This window comes from Ottowia sp., assembly GCF_035325765.1.
In the GTDB taxonomy this organism is placed as follows: domain Bacteria; phylum Pseudomonadota; class Gammaproteobacteria; order Burkholderiales; family Burkholderiaceae_C; genus Ottowia.
Window position 1 is genome coordinate 1 of record NZ_DAOKZG010000005.1, and the last position, 21,672, is coordinate 21,672.

The following is a 21,672-nucleotide window of genomic DNA, read 5'->3' on the forward strand; positions in this document are numbered from 1 at the left end:
CCCGGTACTGCCCCGCCAGCTGCTGCTGCACCTGCGGCGGCACCACCTCGTAGTGAGACAGCGCCAGGGTGTAGACGCCCTGACCGGCGGTGAGGGAATCCAGGCGTGCCTGGTAGCTGGCCAGCTCGGCCAGCGGCACCTGCGCCGTGATGGCGACCTGGCCGGGGCGCGGGGTGTCGGTGCCGCTGACGATGCCGCGGCGCGATGACAGGTCGCCGGTGATGGCGCCGGTGGCGCCGTCGGGTGCGGTGATGGCGATGCGGGCGATGGGCTCGAGCACCGTGGGCCTGGCCTCGCGGATCGCGAGTTGCACGGCCTTCTTGCCGGCGGTGACGAAGGCGACCTCCTTGCTGTCGACCGGGTGGCTCTTGCCGTCGTGCACGATGACGCGGATGTCCTGCACCGGGTAGCCGGCGATGACGCCTTCGGCCAGGGCCTCGCGCACGCCTTTCTCCACCGCGGGCATGAACTGGCCGGGGATGGTGCCGCCCTTGACCTGGTCGACGAACTCGTAGCCGGCGCCGCGCGGCAGGGGCTCGACGCGCAGGTGGACCTCGCCGAACTGGCCGGCGCCGCCGCTCTGCTTCTTGTGGCGGTATTGGGCGGCGGCGTTCTGGGCGATGGTCTCGCGGTAGGCGATGCGCGGCGGCTGGGTCTCGACCTCGAACTTGTAGCCGCCCTGCAGGCGCTCGAGCAGCACGCGCAGGTGCAGCTCGCCCAGGCCGTAGACGACGGTCTCGTTGGTGCTGGCCAGGCGCTCGATCTTCAGGCAGGGGTCCTCGGCGACGAGCTTGCTCATGACCTCCCACAGGCGCTGTTCGTCGCCGCGCTTCTTGGGCCGGATGGCGACGCCGTGCACCGGCACCGGGAAGGGCAGCGGGCGCAGGTGGATGTGCGCGTCCTCGGCGGCGTCGTGCAGCACGGCGTCGTAGTGCAGCTCGTCCACCTTGCCGATGGTGCAGATGTCGCCGGGGCCCGCGCTTGATGCCTCGACGTGGTTCTTGCCCTGCTGCAGGTAGAGGTGGCCGACCTTGAAGGGCTTGCGGCCGTCGCCGATGAAGAGCTGCGAGGCCGGGGTGATGGTGCCCTGGTGCACGCGCACGTAGGCCAGGCGGCCGACGTAGGGATCGATGCTGATCTTGAACACCTGGGCCAGCACATGGGCGGCGGGATCGGGCTCGGCGTGCATGAGCTGCGCCGTCTCGCCCTCGCCGCGGAAAAAGTCGGGCGGGTTGTCCTCGGCCGGGTTGGCGAGCAGCTTGCTGATGACGTCCAGCAGTTCGCGCACGCCGGCCCCGGTGCGCGCCGAAACGAAGCAGACCGGGATCAGGTGGCCTTCGCGCAGGGCCTGCTGCAGCGGGGCGTGCAACTCGCTGGCGTCGATGTCGCCGTCGTTCAGGTAGCGCTCGACGAAGGCCTCGTCGACGTCGACCACCTGTTCGACCAGGGCGTTGTGCGCGTCGCCAACGGCGCCCAGGTCGCTCGCGCCTTCGCGGTTGAAGAAGCAGTCGACCACTTGCGTGGCGCCATTCGTCGGCAGGTTGAGCGGCAGGCATTCGGCGCCGAAGGCGTCCTGGATGCTGGCGAGCAGGGCGGCCAGGTCGACGCCCTCGGCGTCGATCTTGTTGACGATGAGGATGCGGTCCTGCTGGCGCTCGGCGGCCCAGTCCATCATGCGGCGCGCCATCGGCTCGAGACCGGTGGCGGCGTTGATGACGATGGCGGCGGTCTCCACCGCCTCCAGCGCGGGCAGGCTCTGGCCGAGGAAGTCGGGCAGGCCGGGGGTGTCGATCAGGTGCACGCGGCAGCCGTCGTGCTCCAGGTGCATGACGGCCGACTGCAGCGAGTGCTGGGCCTTGATCTCCTGCGGGTCGTGGTCGCTCACCGTGGTGCCGCGCTCGATGCTGCCCATGGCGCCGATCACGCCGGCGGCGTGCAGCAGGGCCTCGGCCAGCGTGGTCTTGCCGCTGGCGGGGGCGCCCACCAGGGCCAGGGTGCGGATCTGTTCGACGGGCTTGGGGCCGGGGGCTGCCATGTTCTTGTCTCCAGGGTCTGATTGCTTGTGTTTCCATCATGCCGCAGCCGGCCGCAGTTGAACACCGGGCCAGCCCGCAGAAACAGCCACAATGCGACCATGATCGAACAAACCGGAGACCTTGCCTCGCCCGCCGACGTGCTGCGCTTCTGGCTGGGCGCCCACCCGCTCGATACAGCCGCGATGCAGCGCGTGCAAGGCCAGTGGTTCCAGAAGGACGAAGCCTTCGACGCCGCGCTGCGCGAGCGCTTTGGCGCCACCCTGGCGCAGGCGCGCACCGGCCGGCTGGCCTCCTGGGCGCACGACGCCGAGGGCTGGCTGGCGCTGCTCATCGTGCTGGACCAGTTCCCGCGCAACATCCATCGCGGCACGCCCGCCAGCTTTGCCAGCGACGCGCAGGCGCTGGCCCTGGCGCTGGACGGCATCGCGCGTGGCCAGGACCAGGCACTGCCGCCGATGGCGCGTATCTTCTGCTACCTGCCGCTGGAGCACGCCGAGGACGCGGCGATGCAGGCCCGCGCCGTGGCGCTGGTGCAGGCGCTGCGCGACGACCCGCAGGCCGAGCCCAGGGCCTTCTTCGACAACACGCTCGACTTTGCGCGCCGCCACCAGGAGGTGATCGTGCGCTTCGGTCGCTTTCCGCACCGCAACGCGATCCTGGGTCGCGCCAGCACGGCCGAGGAGCTGGCCTATCTGGCGCAGCCGGGGGCGGGGTTCTGACGCGCGGGCATCAGGGCTGCGCCACGCGGTTTTGGTGCGGGGTGGGCAACCACAGCTCCAGCGTGTTGGGCTGGGCCTTGAGGCTGGCCGGCAGGTCGGTGGTCCAGGGCGGGTGCTGCGTCACGCCGGGCCAGCAGCGTGCCTGGGCCAGCGCCTGCGACAACTGCTGGGCGCAGGCGCGGGCTGCTGCGTCGTGCGCGATCAGGGTGGGTTGACGCCAGGGCACGGGGCGGCGCTGCTGGCGCAACTCGGCGCTGCGCGTGACGTTCTCCAGCGGCGCGGTCTGGTACTGCGCGGCCGCCAGTGCGCGGCGCAGGGACTCGGCGCGCTCGCGCGCGGCTTCGTCGTAGATCTGCGGGTAGATCGTGATGCCGCGGCAGGCCGGCGCGGGCTCGGGCTGGCACAGCGGCGCGGCGGCTGAAGGCGGTCGGGGACTGGTGGGCTCCTGGGGTGGCGTGCCTGGCCCGGCTGCGGGCGCGTGCGTCGGCGCGGCGGCCATGGACGGAACGGCTGCGGGCGGCGCCGGGGGTGGCGGGGCAGCCGAAGACCGTGGTGCCTCGGCCACCCGGGTGTCGCGGGGGGCGCCGGTGATTCGCGTCCACAGGTCCTGCAGGCGATCCGTGGGTCGGCGCGGCGGATCCCAGTAGCTCAGGGCGTCGGCGTCGCTGGTGGGGCGCGCGACCAGGGAGCACAGCAACTCGCGCGTCGGGCCGCCCGGGCAGGCGGCGGTGGCGGGCGTGGCGCGCCGGCAGACCTGCGCCACCTCGCGCAGCAGCAGGTCGAGGGCCTGGGCGTGTTGCGGCGTGAACGCGCGGCTGCCCTGCAGTTCGTGCAGGCGCGCGACCTGGGCTGCGGTATAGGCCGAGACGCGCGGGCAGCTTTCGGAGACGTCACGCAGTTCGCGGCCGACGTCCATCAGCGCCTGCTCGATGGTCTGGCGCTGCTGGGCGCCGCTCAGCCGGATCTGGTCCTGCGCCTGCCACAGGCCCAGCAGCACGGCCCCCAGGGCCCCGAGCCCGACCGAGCTGCCGATCACCGCGGCCCGGCCGCCGCGGCGCCAGCGTGGCGTGGTCGCGGCCGCATCGGCCGCGGGGCGGGCCGCGCGCCCGCGTGTCAGCGCGGCCGGTGCCGCCAGCGCATGGCTGGAGGCCGTGTTCCAGCCGGGCAGGCGTGCCAGCCAGGCTTCGGTCAGCGTGCGCCCGAGGTCCTGGCCCAGCCGGTGGTAGCTTTCCCACTGCGCCTCGTCGAAGAACTGGTCCGAGGTGGCATCGTGCGGGAAGCTGGGGCGCCGCCGGGCGTAAGCCAGCAGGTCCAGGTCGAGCGCGTCGTGCAGCCTGGGCTTGGCGACCAGCAGCGTGCCTTCGCGCGTGTCGGCGCCGCGGCCCCGGTAGCGGATGCGCGCCAGCAGGACGCCGCGCCCCTCGGCCGGATCCGCCAGGTCGTCGGGCGCGAGGATGTGCAGCCCGCCCTGGGGTGGGCCGAACAGGCGCTCGGCCTCGGCGCGCGAATAGAACTCGATTTCCGCGCCGAAATCGATGCGTGCCTTGCGCACCAGGTTCTCGATGTCGGCGTGGTCGAAGCCGGCGTCGGCACTCGCGTCGCACAGCAGGATGAAGTCGCACTGGCGCCGGATCAGCGGATAGACGCCGGTGTTGTCGAAGTGCCCGCCATCGGAGGCATACCACCAGGGCTCGGCGTGGCCGAAGAAGCTGGCGCTGGCCTCGCTCCACAACATGCGCGGCTTGGGCGCATGGCGCCACTGCCAGGCGCGCCAGCGGCTGCCGCTGTCCGGTTGCCACATCGGCGAAGCCATCCAGTGCCCCAGGCGGATGCCCAGCAGGAACATCACCAGGGCCCAGCCGGTCGAGGTGTAGTTGCCGGCGCCCGGCGCTGCCGCCGCGCCCGAGACGGCGACCCAATGGCCCAGCGTGCCCGCGCCGCAGGGGTCCGTGCCGCCGGCGCGCTGCTGGCCCGTGCACACCAGCGGCGCCGAGCCGACTTCGAGCGCCCGCGCCGAGGCGGTCAGCAGCGTGCCCTTGCGGTCGGCGTTGTACAGGCCGCTGGCGTCGTCGCGCGTCTGGTTCAGGCAGCAGTTGATGAGCGCGATCGGCCCGCCCGTGCGCTCGGGTCGGTGCTCGGCCAGCGCGACGTCGTCGCCCCCGGCCACCCGGGTCACGCTGCGCAGGCGCGCGTCGCGCGGCGTGAACTGCGACCACAGGCCACGCGCCGGGTTGCCCGGCGCGAGATAGGCGCGCACCAGCCGGGCCCGGTAGAAGCTGTGCAGCGACGAGGAGTTGACCGCCTGCGCATAGCCGCGCGTGCCCAGCCACCAGGCGAGCGCGAACGCCAGCAGCAACAGCCAGCGCAGCGCGGCCGGCAGCGGCCGCAGCCAGTCCAGCGGGGCCTGGCCGAACACCCACCATTGCACCACCACGAGCCAGGCCAGCACCAGCACCAGCGTGGCCAGGCGACCGGCGATGTCGAGCAGGCGGGCTCCCAGGGCCTGGGCGCGGTCGTCCAGCGCCTTGCCCGCCAGTTGCTGCAGCGGCAGGGCCAGCGCACGCAGCACCACCAGCACCGAGCCGCCCAGGCCCAGGCCACCCCAGAGCCAGGACGGGTCGTCGCGTGCGGACAGCAGCTCCAGCAGCCGCCAGCTCGCGCGGTCCAGCACGGCCGCCAGCAGCAGGGCCACGGCGACCGCCAGTGCCTGGCGCAGCGCCCGGGTGAGCTGGTTGCGCAGCCGGCCCACTGCCAGCGGGCGCTCCTCGTCGGTGGTGGCCAGGCGCCAGATGGACCCGGCGTGTCCCACCGCCGCGGACCACAGCGCCAGCGCGAACAGGGGCGGCGCCAGCGCCGCGGTGCGGAGGCTGGCCGCCAGCCCCGGGCCGACCAGGGCGCGGCCAGTGGCAAGCGCGGCCGCCAGCAGCAGCACGACCAGCAGCAACAGGTCGCCGCGGTAGAGCCGCCGCGGCGTGGTCGCCCGCGTCTCGGGTGCCACCCAGTAGCCGACCAGCAGTGCCGGCAGGGTCAGCGCCAGCCAGGCCAGGGCCAGTGCCAGCCACGGCGACAGCCAGCCGCTCCAGGCAACCGGGTCGAGCCAGCGCGTGGCGTCGTTCAGCATGTGGGGCAGCGTCACCAGCAGCGCCAGCGGAACCAGGGCGAACAGGGTCTCCAGGTGGATCGCCAGGAAGGCGCGCAGGTAGCTCACGGCGGCGGTGCCGAGGTCGTGCGCGCCAGCGGGCGAAAGATAGCGGCCGTTGCGGCGCAGCCAGTCGAGCACCCGCGAGCCGCCATCGGCCAGCTCGTCTTGCGCGCGCGCCAGCCCCAGCGCGCACACCAGCCGCCCGAACAGGGCCGCGGTGAAGCCGCCGCCCGAGACGCTGGAGAGGTAATCGACACGCCCCAGCAGCCGCCCCTCGGCCAGCCCGCGCAGCAGGCCGAGCGCATAGGTGGCGCTGCGCACGCCACCCCCCGAGAGCGCGATGCCCACCGTGGGCAGTGCGCGCGCCGCCGCGTTGCCCAGGCCGAGCCGGCGCCGCCGGCGCAGCAGGGCCGCGCGCTCGTCGCGCTGCAGTTGCTCGGCCGCCGAGCGGATGCGAGGGCCGGAGGTCATGGCGCGCAAGGTAGGCGCGCGCGTGACCGCTGTCAACAGTGCGGTGCGCGGCGCGCTCCTCGCGGCCGGCCGGCGCGCTGGGTGCCGCGCGGCATTCAATGACAGGTCAGATGGCGCCCGCTGGAACCTGCCCGACGCACGATGCCGACGCCATTGCAGCGCAGCGAGATCATCGGTCGCCTGCCGTTCGTGTCCCGGGTCGTGTCAATCCAGCTGCCGGAAATCGATGTAGCCGCGCTCGACATGGGTGCGGACCAGGCGGGCGCGCACCTTGTCGCCCACGCGCAGGTCGCGGGTGGGTTGTAGCAGGCCGTCGGCAGGCGGATCCAAGATGCGCAGCCAGGTGTTGCCCCTGGACTGACCCGTGACGACGCCATCGAAATCCTCGCCGATGCGCGACTCCAGCAGCATCGCGGCCTCCGACTTGCGCAACTGGCGCTCGACCTTGTTGGCCGCGTCTTCCTGGCGCGTGCAGTGGTTGGCGAGGAATTCCAGCTCGGTGTCGGAGTAGGGCGCGCGGTCGCCAGCGAGCGCGGCCTTCAGCAGACGACCGGTAATGAGATCGGGGTAGCGCCGATTCGGCGCCGTCGAGTGGGTGTAGTCGCGCACCGCCAGGCCGAAGTGGCCGATGGCGTCCGCACCGGGGCGCTCGACCACGTATTCACCGCGCCCCATCAGCTTGACGATGATGAGCGACAGATCCGGAAAGCGCAGCGGATCGCGTCGGCGCTCGGCCGCGAGGAAGCGCTGCAGGGCGCTCGAGTCGGGCGCGGCGGGCAGCTCCCAGCCGCGCTCGGCCGCGACTTCGGCGATGCGCAGCCAGCGCTCGGGCGAGCGCACCACGCGGCGCACGGCGGCGCGGCGCTTGCCGGCCAGCAGGCGCGCGGTGACGCCATTGGCGGCGACCATGAATTCCTCGATCAGCTGGCGCGCACGGTTGTGCGGCTGCTCACGGATCGCGACCACGCGCTCGCCGTCGAACTCGGCGCGCGGCTGCAAGGTGTGAAATTCGAGCGCGCCCTGTTCGCGTCGGCGCGCGCGCAGTTGCTGTGCCACCGCGTCCTGGGTGCGCAGTTGCTGGTCCATGCCGGGGACGGCGTCGGCGGCTTCGGGCAGGGGGCCCTCGCCGTCCAGCCAGGCGGATACGGCGTCGTAGGCGAGCTGGGCCTGGTTGCGCACGCGTGCGCGTTGCACGTGGCTGCGCCGCAGCACGCCGGCGGCGTCGAACACCATCTCGGTCACGAGTGCCAGGCGGTCCTGGCCGGGGTTCAGCGAGGTCAGGTCGGTCGAGAGCCGCTCCGGCAGCATCGGGAAGATGCGCGCCGAGGTGTAGACGCTGGTGGTGTTGATCTGGGCGTGGCGGTCGACCGGCGTGTCGCGCGCGATCAGGGCATCGACGTCGGCGATGGCGACCCGGATGCGCACGCTGCCGTCGGGCAACACCTCGCTGACGGTGATCTGGTCGAGGTCGCGTGAGTCGTCGTTGTCGATCGAGCACCAGGGCAGGCCCGTGAGGTCGATCACGTCCACGCCCAGTGCCAGCGCCGGGCCGTCGATCTGGTCCAGCTGGCGCTGCACCGCGGGCGTGAACTCGGGCTGCAGGCCGCGCTCGCGCATGGCGATCACCGCCAGCTGGGCCAGCTCCTGCTTCTGGTGCGGGTGCAGCTTGGAGTTCACGTAGGGGCTTTGGCAGCAGGTTCCGGGCCCATCATAGTCGGGCCGGCCTGCCGCGCAGCGCTTGAGACCCCGAGGGCGCGCACGGCGCAGTGGAGCGCGGCGGTGCGACAGGACAGGGCCGCCCGGGACTTCGACGGGCTCGCCTCATGGCGCAGCCACGGCCGCACCCACCAGGCTGCCGCGCAGCAAGTGCGGCGCCTGTTCGCGCGTGCACCAGGCGTTGGCGTGGCTTGCGGCATGGATTGCGGAGCGGGGGTGTCCGGCCTAAGATGATTTTGCCCGTGACCTTGCCCGTTTGAGCGACTCGCCATGCGTTCCATCCGACCGCGCCATCGATTCCGCGCCACCGCGGCGTGGGCGCTCAGCGCCGTGCTGGCCGGCAGCCTGCCGCTTGCGGCGCAGACCGCCCCGGCCCCCCGCGTCATCGCCTACCTGGGCCTTGGCCCGAGCGAGTCGGTGCGGGCGTGCATGAACGAGCTGCGCGCCGGCCTGGAGGAGGCCGGCTGGTCCTTCGAGCGACAACTGAAACTTGAATGGAACGATGCGGCGGGCGATCCGACCCGTCTCGTGCCGCTGGCGCGGGCGCTGGTGGCACGCCGGCCGGACGTGCTGCTGGCGACGAACAACCCGGCAGCCGAGGCCCTGATGAACGCCACGCGGGAGGTGCCCATCGTCGTGCTGGGCCCGACCAACCTGCGCGAGGTGGTCGATGCCCAGTTGCGCCCGCTGGCCAATGTCACCGGCGTCACGCTGGGCCTGTCGGGCCAGTTCTTCATGAAGCCGATGGAGGTGTTGCTGCAGGCGTTTCCGCAGGCGCGCCGCATCGGCATGATCTCGAACGGCGACAACACGGCGCACGAGAAAGTGCAGGGCCTCGGCCCCTTCGCGGACATGCTCCGGGAGGCCGGCGCCGAGGGCGTGCGCGTGCGGTTCTTCTCGGGCAAGGGCGGCATCGCCGCGGCCTGGGAGGAGCTGGCCCGGCTCGAGGTCGATGCGGTGCTGGTGTGGCCGGATTCCGCGACGCTGCTCGGCGAGCACGCGCGGCAGTCGCTGCGCGTGGGCCTGCCGGCGATTGCGCACAATTCCTGGTTTGCCACCCGTCACGGCGGCCTGCTCAGTTACGGCGCCATCGGCCGTGTCAGCATGTGCGGACGCGGGGCGCGCTATGTCGACGAGGTGCTGCGCGACCGCCCCCTTGCCGAGTTGCCGGTGGAGGAGCTGTATGAAGCAGGGCTGGTCGTCAACCTCGACGCCGCCGAGCGCATGGGCGTGATGGTGGCGCCCGCCGTGATCGCGCGCGCCGACCGCCTGATCCGGCCGGGCGAGCGCACGTTGCCGCCGGTGGCCGGTGCCCGGCCTCCCCCACGCTGATGCGTGCGCCCGGACTGCGCCTGTGGCAGATCCACGCCCTGTCGGTGGCCGTGCTGGTCACGCTGGTGCTCGTGGCGAACGGGTTCGCGCAGGTCTGGCTGATCCAGCGCGAGACCCGCGCCACGGTCGAGGCGCGGCAGGCGCTTGAAGCCACCCGGGCTTCGGTCCGGATCGAGCGTTTCATCGGCCAGACCGATGCCTTGCTGCGGGCCACCCTGAGGCTGCAGGACACACGCCACCTGGGCAGCGCGGACGCCGACATCCAGTTCGAGCTGTACCGGCTGATGAATCAGTTGCGGACGATCCAGGCGCTGTATTGGATCGACCGAAACGGCCAGGAGCGCGTGCACATGTCGCGCATGGCGCCCGACCGTATCGGTGTCGGCGAGGATCGCAGCCAGTCACCCGAGTTCCTGCACGCGCGTGCCGAGGCGCCGTGGTTGGGCCCGGTCACCTTCGTGGGCAATCAGCCGCGCGTGGTGATTGCGCGGCGTGGCTGGGCTTCGGCCAGCGGGGTGCTGGCGGCAGAGGTCGATCTGACGCAGCTGCGCGACATCATCAATGAAACCCGTTTCGGGCGCGAGGGAATTGCCTACGTCGTCGATGGGCAGGGGCACCTGTTGGCGCACCCCGATTTTCTGCGGGTGCTGGCGCGTCCTGACTTGACGGATCGGACACCGGTGCGCTTGCCGATCGGACAGGCGGGCGCCGAAGGGTTGATCGAATTCAGGGACTCCAGAGGCCGTGCCATGGTCGCTCGCGCCGCTCCGCTGAGCGTGCCCGGCTGGCGCCTGGTCACCGAACAGCCGCGGGCCGAGGCCTATGCCCCGGTGCGCCGCGCACTGGCCACCGCGCTGCTGATCCTGGTGCTGGCGGTACTGGCGGGATCGGCGGTCGGCATCGTGCTGGCCCGCCGCGTGGTGCGTCCGATCCAGCAGCTTGCCGAGGGCGCCGACCGCATCGGCGAAGGGCAGCTCGACCATCGGATCGTGCTGGCGCGCGGTGATGAGCTGGGCCATCTCGCGCAGCGCTTCAACCAGATGGCCGAACGCCTGGGCGATTCATATCGGCTGCTCGAAACCCGCGTGGCCGAGCGCACCCGGGAACTGGTCGGCGCCAACGCGCTGCTGCGCGCCCGGCGCGAGGAGGCCGAGCAGGCCAGCCAGGCGAAGACGCGCTTCCTGGCATTGGCGAGCCACGACCTGCGCCAGCCGCTGCACACCATCAGCCTGCTGGTGGGCGTGCTGCGCCGGCAGGCGGTCGCGCCCGAGGTCCGCCCGCTGGTGGAGCACATCCAGGCCTCGGTCTCCGCCATGGAAGCGCTGTTCATCGGTCTGCTCGACATCTCCAGGCTGGACGCCGGCATGTTCCGGCCGGTGCTGGGCGATCATGCGCTGGCCGACCTGCTGCGCCGGGTGGCGGCCAGCCATGGGCCGGAGGCGACGCGCAAGCAGCTGCGGCTGCGCGTGGCGACCACGCGCTGCGCCGTGCGCACCGATGCCGTGCTGCTGGAGCGGGTGCTGGGCAATCTGGTGTCGAACGCGATCCGCTACACCGAGCGCGGCAAGATTCTGGTGGGGTGCCGGCGGCGCCCGGGCGGCGTCGAGCTTCAGGTGTGGGACACCGGCGCCGGCATCGAGCCCGCGCAGATACCGCGCCTGTTCGAGGAGTTCTTCCAGCTCGACAACCCCGGGCGCGACCGGAACAAGGGGCTCGGGCTCGGCCTGGCCATCGTCAAGCGCACGCTGAAGCTGCTGGAGCATCCGTATGCGCTGCGCTCGGCGCCCGGCCGCGGCACCTGCTTCTCGATCCTGCTGCCCGCGGCCGAGGCGCCGCCGGTGGCGACCGCGCAGCCGCAGGCCCCGGCGGGCGGGCACATCGCGGGCGCCTTCATCGTGGTGATCGACGACGAGGCCGACACGCGCCGCGCCATGCTGGCGCTGTGCCGCAGCTGGGGCGCGCATGTGCTCATCGCCGCATCGGCGGCGCAATGCCTGGCCCAGTTGGGCGAACATCTGCGCGACCCCGACCTGATCCTGTGCGATTACCGGCTGCGCGAGCGCCAGGACGGCCTGGCGGCGGTGCGGCAAATCCGCGCACGCATCGGCCAGGCGGTGCCGGCCATCATCATCACCGGCGACATCGGCGCACTCGAGCTGCGGCGCGTGGCCGATGCGGGCCTGCCGTTGCTGCACAAGCCGGTCGGCGCGGATCGGTTGCTGACGGCCATCGAGGCCGCGCTGGAGCCCGGGAGCGACAGCTGAACGCGCCCTGCACCCGAGCGATGTAGCATCATCCAGGCAGCGAAGGCAAGTTCGCATGCGTTGTGCGTGAGGATGACGAGCGGTCAAGCGCCGTGTCCAGGCGCTTGATCACCCAATCGGGGGAGGCGAACCGGCACAACCCGGTCCAGACTCGGGCCATGAGACTCCTGCTGGTCGATGATCACGCGCTGTTTCGAGACGGCGTGGCGCTGCTGCTCAAGGAGCTCGACCCTGCCGTGCAGGTCGTGCACGCCTCCAACGTCGCCGAGGCGCTGGCCGTGCTCGGCGCCAGCACGGACATCGACCTGATCCTGCTCGACGCCATCCTGCCCGGCGTGCACGGCCTGCAGGCGCTGGAGACGCTGCGCGAACGGTACCCCGATGTGCCGCTGGTCATGCTGTCATCGCAGGAGGACCAGGCCACCGTGCTGCGCTCGATTCAGCTTGGCGCGATGGGCTTCATCCCCAAGTCGGCCTCGTCGGAACAGATGTTCGAGGCCCTGCGCACGGTGCTCGCGCACGGCATTTACGTGCCGCCGCTCGGCCTGTCGGGCATCGCGTTGCCGGCGCCGGCGCGACCGTGCACCCACCCTGCGGAACTCGGCCTCACCCAGCGCCAGACGCAGGTGCTGTGGCTGATCCTCGAGGGCAAGCCGATGAAGTCGATCGCGCGCGAACTGGGCATGAGCCACAACACGGCCAAGACCCATGTCAGCGCCGTGCTGCGCGCGCTCGCCGTCACCACGCGCACGCAGGCGATCGTGGCGGCCCACCGAATGGGACTGGTGCTGGGGGACTGAGCGGCCCGTGCAAGGATGGCGCAATGACGCCATGACTTCGCTGCGCTGCAATGCCAGTGGCAGTCATTTCATCATGACGGCGTGAGCCTGCGCCATCTGTCATCGCGCTGAGCGCGAAGCGGCATGAGGCACAGCGCATCGCATCACCCATCTGGGTGATGTGCGGAAGTGAGGGTTCCTTTAGTTTCCAGGTGTCGCACGACGTGTGACGGCCAACAACGAGACAACGAGGACCCCCATGAAATACCGCAACGGCAGACTGCTCCCCCATGCCCTCGCCATCGGCACCATGCTGGCCCTGGCGGCTTGCGGCGGCAGCGGGGGGGATGGAGCCGAGGCGCCCCCGCCCGCGAAAGCTGCCGTCCATGGCACGGTAGCCACAGGCGAGGCGTTGGCCAACGCCAAGGTTCGAGTTACCGACCGAACGGGTGTTGCCGCCTGCACCGAGGATCCGCTGCAGGCCGACCTCACGGGCGCCTTCACGTGTGAACTCAAACCCGGCGCCAGTGCGCCACTGATCCTGGTGGCCACGGACCCAGCCGGCCTGCGCGATCCGCTGGTGAGTCTGGCCACCGCGCTGCCCGGCGCGGGCCAGGACGCCACCGTCAACATCAGCCCGCTGACCACGGCTATGGTCGCGCAGATCGCGCCCAACAAGGATCCGTTCGCGCTTGCGGCCGACAGCGCCGCCCTGGCGGCCGTGGACCCAGACGCACTGGCCGCCGTACGCGCTAACGTGAACAAGCAGTTGGCCGACGTGTTGCCCGCGCTGGGCCTGGATCCGGCCACCTTCGATCCGATCTCCACGCCCTTTGTCGGTGGGTCCAACACGGGTGGTGACGGCTTGCTCGATCAGGTTCGCGTGACTTTCGAAAACGGCGCACCGGTGCTGTCGAATGTGCTCAACCCGGACGCAGACCCCGTGCCCATGGCTGGCATTAGCGAAGCCCCGCCGGTGCCTCCTGCCACGGTGATCGATTTCTCGGCGACCGAACTGGATATCCTGCAGACCGCGTTCGAACGCTGCTTCGCGGTGCCCTCCACCGTGCGCGACAGTAACGCCGACTGCGACGATATCCTGGTGGACGACGCCGACCCCGCGCTGACCGGCGGCGCCGCCTACCTGAACAGTGGCTTCGATGGTGCACAATCCTTTGGCACCCTGATCGCCTCTGCCGACATGGACGGCGCGAAGTTCAACCGGCCCGAGTTGATGCTCTACGTGCCGAAGTCGAACGGCGATGAGGCCGTTGTGAACCTGCGTTTCACCGACAAGAACGGCGTGGGCGACAACCGGATCCTGATTGCCAAGAAATTCGCCGGCAGCGCCACCGCCGAGCGCAACAGCAACTGGTGGCTTTATGGCAACCAGCGCACGGTGAATGCTTACGTGCGCGCGAGCATCCGCAAGCAGGAGCAGTTCCTGCCGGAGGAATTCCGTGCACAGTACGACATCGGTCCCTCGCGCTTCCAGACCGGGCTCGAGATCTACGTGGCGCGCTCCGGGGCACGCGGGCAGAGCCTGGCCAACCTGCGTTACGTGCGGATCAAGGGACCGGGCCTGCCCACGGCGGGACTGGTGCTGGCTGACCCCGGCGGTCTGCCGCAGGACTGGATGGCGATTCATAACGCCGATGGCGTCATTCCTGCCGACCGGCAGTACAGCACCGGCTCCAGCAACATCTTCTACCTGCAGCGCAGCATGGACATCACGGGCCCGGACGCGTACAAGCTGCGCAGCATGCCGTGGTCGGGCAATGCGGCACCCGTCTACAACAACTGGGCACACCCGGTCATGTACGGCGAGGCGCCCGACCCGGAATGGCAGTTCGACCTGGGCAAGGCGCCAGCCTGGTCGACGTATCACTTCGAGCTGTTCACTGCGGCCGACGACGATCCGAACACGCCCACGACGCCGACTCCTGCGATGACCTTCAGCACCGCGATCGTCACCCCGGTCGTGCCTGCGGCCTATGCCGCCACACAACAGTGGCATGAGCAGCCCGCCAGCACACGTGCCCTGGTCACCAATGGCGCGCCGGCCGCCAGTTCGCTCACGCTGGAGTGGCTGATCAACCCCTATGCGCAGCGCGTGGATTCGGTCAATGTGTACACCTACGACAGTGATGGCGACAAGACGGTGAACTCGGCTTCCATCCGGGTGCCCAAGGGAGCCAGCAGCCAGGAGGCTGCGGCCGGGGGTGGTACGTTCCCAGCATTGACTACCTCGCACCTGGTAAGCCGCTCGCTCCAGTGGCGTTACAAGATGCTGGATGGGTCTTATAAGGATCAGGTGCTCACTTTCAATTGACGGAACGCCAGCCTGCTTCGCGACCTTGAATGGAGATCCGTATGCACACCATCCACCGCCTGTCCCTTCTGCTATCCCCGCTGCTGATCGCCGCCTGCGCCGCGACCGCGCCGCCGGCCACGGAGTTCCCTGTCGGTGCGCGGACGCCGTCGGCCGCCGAACTGACGACGCTGTTGCGCGGCAAGACCGCCAGCACGCCGCTGCCGAACGGCGGGACTGTCCGGGTGGACTTCGCCGCGGACTCGAACCAGGTGACGGCCTATGTCGGCGGCCGCTCGGATACGGGCACCTGGCGCGCCGAGGACGGTCGCGCTTGTTACGACTGGAAGGTGTTCAATTCGGGCTGCGGCGAGATGCGGCTGGTCGGGCAAAGCCTCTACGTCAAGCGTTCCAATGGCGACGTGGTCCCCGTGACGATCGCCCGCTGAGGGACGCGCTGCACGCGGCGTGCGGCCTTCTGCTTGCCCCCGGGGCTGGGGGCTCAGGAAAATCACCTCCAGCGTTTGCCTGTCAAGTGCTGGAGGCCTTCCTGTTCATGGGTTTTCCTGTCCCAGCGTGTAGAGCGGGATGTCGTGTCGGCTTGCCAGCGCGTCCAGTTGGCGGCGCGTCTTGCCGGCGGCCCAGGCGGCAATCGCCGCGCGCGCCTCGGGCGTGAAGGGCGTGCGCGCGTCGGGTGCGGGCAGGCCGACCACGTGCGCCAGGCGGGCGAAGAAGTGCGGCTCCAGCGCCGCCACGGCGACGCGGCCGTCCTTGCACGGGTAGATGCGGTAGCCGGCGTAGGCGCCGCCGACCACGCCGTCGGGCGTGGTCAGGCCCCAGGTGCGCGGCAGCGCGAGCCAGATGGCGGCCTCGGACAGGGCGATCTGGCGATGCGCGCCGCGGCCGCTGGCGCGGGCCTGCAGCAGGGCGGTGAGCGTGGCTTCGACTGCCAGCAGCGCACCCGCCATGTCGGCCAGCAGGGTGGGCGGCAGCTCGGTGCCGAGGACCAGGCCGGATTCGGCGAGGTAGGTCAGGTCGTGGCCCGGTTCTTCGGCGCGCTCACCCGGTGCGCCGACGATCTCGACCAGCGACAGGCGCGGATGGGCGCGCTGCAGGGCGCGCCAGGACAGGCCGAGCCGCGCCAGTGCCGAGGGCCGGAACGAGGTCAGCAGGACTTCGGCGCGGTCGAGTTCGGTGGCCAGCCGTGCGCGCCCGCGTTCGCTCTTGAGGTCCAGCGTCAGGGTGCGCACACCGGCGTGCATCTGGTCGTACGCCTGCGGGCTGTGCCAGGCCATGCCGTCGCCGGGAGCCGGGCGCCCCGACGGCAGGGTGCCGGCGCCGGGCGGCTCGACCTTCAGGCAGCGTGCACCCAGTTGCTGCAGGCGCATCAGGGCGGCGGGACCGGGCAGGTTGAGCGCCAGGCTGACGATGCGCGTGCCGCGCAAGGGACGGGGTGAGGTTGCAGTGGCCATCGGTTGACTATCAAAAAAAGAGCTGCCGGTACATGGCGTGCACGTACCGGCAGTCATTCTGCCCTGAAAACCCCGGGCCAGGGCGGTGCGCCAGGCCTTACATGAGGCGCTGGCTGGCGAAGTCCAGCGGCAGGCCGACGTAGTTTTCGGCGATGGTGCGCTGGCCGGCCTCGGAATACATCAGGTACTCGAGCTCGGCGTGCTGGAACTTGGCGACGATCTCGCCGTCGTCCGGGAAGCGGTGCATGAGTTGGGTGAACCACCAGGAGAAGCGCTCGGCGCGCCAGACGCGACCCAGGCACTTCTGCGAATAGCCGTCGATGCCGGCCTCGCTCTTGTCCTGGTAGTACTCGCGCAGCGCGTCGAACAGGTATTTCACGTCGGTGGCGGCCAGGTTCAGGCCCTTGGCGCCGGTGGGCGGCACGATGTGGGCCGCGTCGCCGGCGAGGAACATGCGGCCGAAGCGCATCGGCTCGGTGACGAAGCTGCGCAGCGGCGCGATGCTTTTCTCGAGGCTGGGGCCGGTCACCAGGTCGGCGCGGCCCTTCTCGTCCAGCCGCAGCTTGAGCTCCTGCCAGAAGGCGTCGTCGCTCCAGTCCTCGACGTGATGCGTGAGCGGCACCTGCAGGTAGTAGCGGCTGCGCGTCCGGCTGCGCTGGCTGCACAAGGCGAAGCCGCGCGGGCTGTTGACGTAGATGAGCTCGTCGTTCACGGGCGGCGTGTCGGACATCAGGCCGAGCCAGCCGAACGGGTAGACCTTCTCGTATTCCTTGATCGCACTGCGCGGCGCGCTGGCGCGGCAGACGCCATGGAAGCCGTCGCAGCCGGCGATGAAGTCGCAGTCGATGCGGTGCTTGACGCCATCCTTCTCGTAGGTGACGTAGGGCCTGGCGGTGTCGAAGTCGTGCACCGCGGTGTTCTTGGCCTCGTAGATGGTGGTGAGGCCGGCGGCGGCGCGCGCGGCCATGACGTCGCGCGTGACTTCGGTCTGGCCGTAGACCATGACCTGCTGGCCGCCGCTCCACTTGTGCAGGTCGACGCGGTGGCGCTGGCCGTCGAACAGCATCTCGATGCCGTGGTGGATCAGGCCCTCCTGGTGCATGCGCTCGCCCACGCCGGCCTCGTCCATCAGGTCGATGCAGACCTGCTCCAGGATGCCGGCGCGGATGCGGCCCAGCACGTAGTCGCCGCTGACGCGGTCGACGATCACGGCGTCGATGCCGGCCTTGTGCAGCAACTGGCCGAGCAGCAGGCCGGAGGGGCCGGCGCCCATGATGGCGACCTGGGTGCGGGTGGTGCTCATGAAATGCTCCTGTATCGTTGTGTGGGGAATGGACCTGCGCAAGCTTAGGCCGTTGTGCCCGGCGCGACCAGCCACGGAAACTCGACATTGCGCGCTGTGCGCACAATTTGTGCGATCATCGCGCAATGACCTTCTCAACGCAGGACATCCCGCTGGCCGCCGCCGACACCATTGCCGGCCTGGTCAAGGGCCTGGCCGTGCTGGAGAGCTTCGATACCGAACGCCAGCGCCTGAATGCCACCCAGGCGGCGGCGCGCGCCGGACTCTCGCGGGCGGCGGCGCGCCGCCACCTGCTGACACTCGCGCATCTGGGCTACCTGGAGAGCGATGGTCACTTCTACTGGCTGGGCGCCCGCGCGCTGCGCCTGGCGGGTGCCTACCTGGCCTCGTCGCGCCTGCCGCGCCTGGTCCAGCCGGCGCTCAACCGGCTGGCCGCTGCCACCCAGGATGTGTATTCGGCGGTGGTGCTGGATGGCGACGAGGTGGTGATCATCGGGCGCAGCGCCGGGCTGTCCAGCCCCGGCACGCGCCTGCTCGCCTATGGCATGCATCTGGGCGCGCGCCTGCCGGCGCATGCCTCGTCCACCGGACGCGTGCTGCTGGCGGCGCTGTCGCGCGCCGAACTGGAGACCTGGCTGGCACGGCACCAGGCCCTGCCGCGCCTGACCGCGCGCACCCTCACCGACGCTCGGGCTTTCAAGCGGGTGCTGGCGCAGGTGGCGCGCCAGGACTGGGCGATCGCAAGCGAGGAGCACGAACTGGGTGTGGCTGCACTGGCGGTGCCGCTGCGCAACGCGCACGGCGAGGTGGTGGCCGCGCTCAACGTGATCGTGCCGGCCGAGCGCTTGGGTCCGGCCGCGGTCGAGCGCGAACTGCTGCCGCGCCTGCGTGATGCGGCGCGGGAGTTGCGGCCGCTGCTGTGATCCTGGAAGCCGCAGTTGACTGCTCGCCGACGTCTCGGAACCCGGATGGCTATGGACTCCCACTCCTTCGTTGGCGTTCACCTGTCGGGCAAGCGCGCCCTGGGCCGGCCAGCACCGCGCTGGCCGCGTCATGCCGCGTTGCTCGTCGCGCGACACACCGGTGCGCGGCCTCCGCACCCTGGCAGGGCGCGGTGGAGCCAGAGGCCGCACCCGTTCGCGCTGTCCAAAGGCGCCTGCGCGCCTTGGGGCCGCGGCACTCACCCTTGCCTGGCGCGCCCATCACGGCGCGGATGGGTGCATCCAACTGCAGTTTCCCGGGTGACTCCAGCTCCGGCAGGCCGATGCGTCCACCCGGCCGCTGGACGCGATCGTGGGGACCGGCGTCAACGATGATGCGGCCTTCGGGACGGTCGCACGCGATCGGTGGTCGAATTCGGGGTCACGCCCGGTGCGGCGGCACCGCCCGTGGGCGCCTGGCCTACAGCGCGAACAGCGCCGCGAGGTAGCGGCGGTCGCGCCGGTCCTTCCAGTGCCAGACTTCGCGCCCCGCCAGGCTGAGTGGTCCCCAGGCGGCGATGGCGTGGCCGTGGCCGCCGCCCAGCACGTGCAGGCGCGGCGGCTGCAGCGCCGCCTTGCGAAACGAGCCACCGGCCAGTGCAGTGCGCAGGTTGGCCTCGAGCACCGGGCCCACTTCGGTCGGCGCGCCCGGCGGCACGATGAATACCTGCCGGTGGCTGTCGCTTTGCAGGCGCTCGTTGAGCTGGGGAGAACCGTCGTCGGTGGTCTGCAGCCCCGACTCCAGCAGCCAGGCGGGTGCCAGCGCGCCTCCGGCCAGCACCGGCGCATCGCATTGCAGGCGCGTGCCGCTGGCCAGTTGCAGATCTTGCGGGTTGATGGCCACGCACTGGTCGTGCAGCACGGTGATGCCCAGCTCCTGCAGGCGCATGTGCAGGCGTCGCTGCAGCGCCGAGGGCTGCTCGGCGGCCTGCAGCACGCCGCCGGCAATCAGGGTCACGCGGCTGCCGTGCGGCGCCGCCAGCGCGCTGGCGATCGCCATGGCCAGCTCGACGCCGGCCATGTCCTGCGCGATCACCGCCACCTGCAGCGCGCGTTCGCGCGCCAGCTCGAGCAGCTGCGGCCAGAGCTGGACGAAGGTCTCCAGCGGTCGCGTGAACAGGGCGTTGCGACGGGCGCCAGGCATCGCGGCTTCGTAGCTCTCGCGTTCGGTCCCTGGCTCGACGTCGATCGACAGCACGTCGTAGGGCAGGGCGTCACCGCTGGAGAGCTGGACGCGCCGCCCGGCCGGATCGAGCGCTAGCACGTGGGCCGGCACGAAGTGCACGCCGCTGGCTTCGACCAGACCGTCCAGCGCGATGCGGATCTCGTCCAGCGCGTAATGGCCGGCGACGTGGCCCGGCAGCATGGCGGCTTCGATGTAGTAGGGGGTGGGCGATACCAGGGTGACGCTGGTGTCGCTGCTGGCCTGCCTGGCCAGGCCCTTGAGCACCTGCAGGTGCGCGCGACCCGTGCCCAGCAATACCAGGTGCTTGCGCGGGGAATTGGCAATCATCGTGCGAGTGTATCGGCTGCGCCGGGCGCGCCCGGAGTGGTTGCAACTGGTTTCAGCGCGCCGAGCGCCGCGGTGCACTGACCGCAGATCCGGCAGTTGATCATTTGTGAAGCTCTCGGGACTCGCAGAGCATCGGAGCCCCAATGCGGCAGTTGACCGCGCGTGAACGGCTTGAAAGCCGCATGGACGTTGAGCCTGGCCGCTTCGATCGCGCTCACCGGCTCGGTGAGCGCGCCATGCACCCGCCAGCACCACCCTTGCCGCGACACGCAGCCTCGCATCCCGGCCCCATGCCGGGCGCGCGTCATCGCGGAGACGCACTCGGCGTTGCCTCACTGCACCAGGGCCTGGGCGAACTCGCGCGCCTTGAAGGTCTGCAGGTCTTCCAGCTTCTCGCCGACGCCGATGAAGTAGACCGGCACCGGCTTTTCGCGCGCGATGGCACACAGCACGCCGCCCTTGGCCGTGCCGTCGAGCTTGGTGACGATCAGGCCGGTGAGCTGGGCCGCATCGTCGAAGGCCTTGACCTGGGCCAGCGCGTTCTGGCCCGTGTTGCCGTCGATCACCAGGAGCACCTCGTGCGGCGCGGTGAGATCGGCCTTGGTGATGACGCGCCGGATCTTGGCCAGCTCCTCCATCAGGTGCTTCTGCGTCGGCAGGCGACCGGCAGTGTCGATCAGCACCACGTCCATGCCGCGCCCGCGCCCGGCGCCGACGGCGTCGAAGGCCACGGCCGACGGGTCGGCGCCCTGCTGGCTGATGATCTCGACCTGGTTGCGATCGGCCCAGACCGCGAGCTGCTCGCGCGCGGCGGCGCGGAAGGTGTCGGCCGCGGCCAGCAGCACGCGGGCGCCGGCGTTGGCGAGGTGGCGTGTCAGCTTGCCGATGCTGGTGGTCTTGCCGGCGCCGTTGACGCCCGCGACCATGATCACGGTCGGATGGTATTGACCCACCACGAGGGTCTTCTCCAGCGGTGCCAGCAGGTCGGCGATGGCTTCCTGCAGCTGTGTCTTGACCTGGGCCGGGTCGGTGGCGCGCGCCTGCTTGACGCGCCGGCGCAGGTCGTCCAGCAGGAAGGTGGTGGCGGCGACGCCGGTGTCGGCCAGCAGCAGGGCGGTCTCCAGGTCCTCGTAGAGGTCCTCGTCGATCCGGGTGCCGGTGAAGACCGTGGTGATGCTGGTGCCGGTCTTCTTCAGGCCGGTCTTCAGGCGCGCCAGCCAGCCGGCGCGCGGGGCGGCCGCGGCTTCGGTTTCCGCTTCTGCTTCATCTGCCGAGGCGGGTTGTTCGGCGGACTCGTCTGCGACTGCGGCGGGTTTGGCGTCGGGCTCGGCCGGGCGTGGCGAGGCCTCGGGCAGGGGTGCTGCTTCCGGTGCTGGCGCTTCGGCGAATTCCGCCTCGTCGCCGGCAGCGAGGGCCTGCGCCTCCAGTTCGTCGAGCGGGATCTCGTCCGGCGCCGGAGCGTCCTCCGCCAGCACCTCGGCGGCGTCGGTCGGCGCTGCGACGGCGTCCTGCGCGGCGGTTTCGGGGGTCTTCTTGCGGCGGAAAAAGCGGAACATTGCGGGGATTCTACGGAGGGCGGGACAGGGGCCGGCGCCACGGGTTGTCCAGTCCGGTGGTAGCCGTGTCGGGTGGAC

At 70.9% G+C, this 21,672-nt stretch carries 14 protein-coding genes; 7 read left to right on the forward strand and 7 right to left on the reverse strand.

What is annotated here, in order from left to right; genetic code table 11:
- Positions 1 to 2,035: elongation factor G (gene fusA, locus PKA16_RS03195; RefSeq protein ID WP_324400334.1), on the reverse strand; the 2,035-nt coding region annotated here is incomplete at its 3' end.
- Positions 2,036 to 2,134: 99 nt separating this feature from the next.
- Here fusA and PKA16_RS03200 point away from each other — a divergent pair.
- A complete protein-coding gene (locus PKA16_RS03200) occupies positions 2,135 to 2,755 on the forward strand; it encodes a DUF924 family protein (RefSeq protein WP_324400336.1) in 621 nt (206 codons plus the stop codon).
- Positions 2,756 to 2,765: 10 nt separating this feature from the next.
- On the opposite strand, the gene PKA16_RS03205 is transcribed toward PKA16_RS03200, so the two are convergent.
- Positions 2,766 to 6,368, reverse strand: coding sequence for a patatin-like phospholipase family protein (locus PKA16_RS03205; RefSeq protein ID WP_324400338.1), 3,603 nt, complete (start codon positions 6,366 to 6,368; stop codon positions 2,766 to 2,768).
- 204 nt (positions 6,369 to 6,572) lie between these two features.
- Complete coding sequence (locus tag PKA16_RS03210; RefSeq protein WP_324400340.1) at positions 6,573 to 8,045, reverse strand: RNB domain-containing ribonuclease; 1,473 nt, start codon at positions 8,043 to 8,045, stop codon at positions 6,573 to 6,575.
- A 309-nt stretch (positions 8,046 to 8,354) separates the two neighbouring features.
- Here PKA16_RS03210 and PKA16_RS03215 point away from each other — a divergent pair, with 309 nt between their 5' ends.
- The 5 genes from PKA16_RS03215 (at position 8,355) to PKA16_RS03235 (ending at position 15,219) form a co-directional block, all read left to right on the forward strand.
- Entirely contained in the window at positions 8,355 to 9,416 is a 1,062-nt protein-coding gene (locus PKA16_RS03215) for an ABC transporter substrate-binding protein (RefSeq protein WP_324400342.1), read from the forward strand.
- On the forward strand, positions 9,416 to 11,680 hold the full coding sequence (locus PKA16_RS03220; RefSeq protein WP_324400344.1) for an ATP-binding protein: 2,265 nt from the start codon (positions 9,416 to 9,418) through the stop codon (positions 11,678 to 11,680). The genes PKA16_RS03215 and PKA16_RS03220 overlap by 1 nt, the downstream gene beginning before the upstream one ends.
- Before the next feature lie 158 nt (positions 11,681 to 11,838).
- Complete coding sequence (locus PKA16_RS03225; RefSeq protein WP_324400346.1) at positions 11,839 to 12,480, forward strand: response regulator transcription factor; 642 nt, start codon at positions 11,839 to 11,841, stop codon at positions 12,478 to 12,480.
- A 238-nt stretch (positions 12,481 to 12,718) separates the two neighbouring features.
- Positions 12,719 to 14,791: a hypothetical protein gene (locus PKA16_RS03230; protein WP_324400348.1), complete on the forward strand. Its 2,073-nt coding sequence runs from the start codon at positions 12,719 to 12,721 to the stop codon at positions 14,789 to 14,791.
- Positions 14,792 to 14,832: 41 nt separating this feature from the next.
- Positions 14,833 to 15,219, forward strand: coding sequence for a hypothetical protein (locus PKA16_RS03235; RefSeq protein WP_324400350.1), 387 nt, complete (start codon positions 14,833 to 14,835; stop codon positions 15,217 to 15,219).
- 105 nt (positions 15,220 to 15,324) lie between these two features.
- Here the strand turns inward: PKA16_RS03235 and PKA16_RS03240 are convergent, their stop codons facing one another.
- Together PKA16_RS03240 and pobA are read right to left on the reverse strand one after the other, a co-directional pair.
- Positions 15,325 to 16,242: a CoA transferase gene (locus PKA16_RS03240; protein WP_324400352.1), complete on the reverse strand. Its 918-nt coding sequence runs from the start codon at positions 16,240 to 16,242 to the stop codon at positions 15,325 to 15,327.
- 97 nt (positions 16,243 to 16,339) lie between these two features.
- Positions 16,340 to 17,545, reverse strand: coding sequence for a 4-hydroxybenzoate 3-monooxygenase (pobA, locus tag PKA16_RS03245; RefSeq protein ID WP_324400353.1), 1,206 nt, complete (start codon positions 17,543 to 17,545; stop codon positions 16,340 to 16,342).
- A 125-nt stretch (positions 17,546 to 17,670) separates the two neighbouring features.
- Here pobA and PKA16_RS03250 point away from each other — a divergent pair, with 125 nt between their 5' ends.
- Complete coding sequence (locus PKA16_RS03250) at positions 17,671 to 18,468, forward strand: IclR family transcriptional regulator C-terminal domain-containing protein (protein WP_324400355.1); 798 nt, start codon at positions 17,671 to 17,673, stop codon at positions 18,466 to 18,468.
- A gap of 478 nt (positions 18,469 to 18,946) precedes the next feature.
- Here the strand turns inward: PKA16_RS03250 and PKA16_RS03255 are convergent, their stop codons facing one another.
- Both PKA16_RS03255 and ftsY read right to left on the reverse strand, forming a co-directional pair.
- A complete protein-coding gene (locus tag PKA16_RS03255) occupies positions 18,947 to 20,038 on the reverse strand; it encodes an FAD-dependent oxidoreductase (protein ID WP_324400357.1) in 1,092 nt (363 codons plus the stop codon).
- A gap of 332 nt (positions 20,039 to 20,370) precedes the next feature.
- Entirely contained in the window at positions 20,371 to 21,594 is a 1,224-nt protein-coding gene (gene ftsY / locus PKA16_RS03260) for a signal recognition particle-docking protein FtsY (RefSeq protein WP_324400358.1), read from the reverse strand.
- Positions 21,595 to 21,672 lie beyond the last annotated feature (78 nt).

Excerpts from the sequence above, each read along its gene's own strand:
- PKA16_RS03200 (WP_324400336.1), top strand. The coding sequence starts at position 2,135 with ATGATCGAACAAACCGGAGACCTTGCCTCGCCCGCCGACGTGCTGCGC.
- PKA16_RS03205 (WP_324400338.1), bottom strand. The coding sequence starts at position 6,368 with ATGACCTCCGGCCCTCGCATCCGCTCGGCGGCCGAGCAACTGCAGCGC.
- PKA16_RS03215 (WP_324400342.1), top strand. The coding sequence starts at position 8,355 with ATGCGTTCCATCCGACCGCGCCATCGATTCCGCGCCACCGCGGCGTGG.
- PKA16_RS03220 (WP_324400344.1), top strand. The coding sequence starts at position 9,416 with ATGCGTGCGCCCGGACTGCGCCTGTGGCAGATCCACGCCCTGTCGGTG.
- PKA16_RS03225 (WP_324400346.1), top strand. The coding sequence starts at position 11,839 with ATGAGACTCCTGCTGGTCGATGATCACGCGCTGTTTCGAGACGGCGTG.
- PKA16_RS03230 (WP_324400348.1), top strand. The coding sequence starts at position 12,719 with ATGAAATACCGCAACGGCAGACTGCTCCCCCATGCCCTCGCCATCGGC.
- PKA16_RS03235 (WP_324400350.1), top strand. The coding sequence starts at position 14,833 with ATGCACACCATCCACCGCCTGTCCCTTCTGCTATCCCCGCTGCTGATC.
- PKA16_RS03240 (WP_324400352.1), bottom strand. The coding sequence starts at position 16,242 with ATGGCCACTGCAACCTCACCCCGTCCCTTGCGCGGCACGCGCATCGTC.
- pobA (WP_324400353.1), bottom strand. The coding sequence starts at position 17,545 with ATGAGCACCACCCGCACCCAGGTCGCCATCATGGGCGCCGGCCCCTCC.
- PKA16_RS03250 (WP_324400355.1), top strand. The coding sequence starts at position 17,671 with ATGACCTTCTCAACGCAGGACATCCCGCTGGCCGCCGCCGACACCATT.
- PKA16_RS03255 (WP_324400357.1), bottom strand. The coding sequence starts at position 20,038 with ATGATTGCCAATTCCCCGCGCAAGCACCTGGTATTGCTGGGCACGGGT.
- ftsY (WP_324400358.1), bottom strand. The coding sequence starts at position 21,594 with ATGTTCCGCTTTTTCCGCCGCAAGAAGACCCCCGAAACCGCCGCGCAG.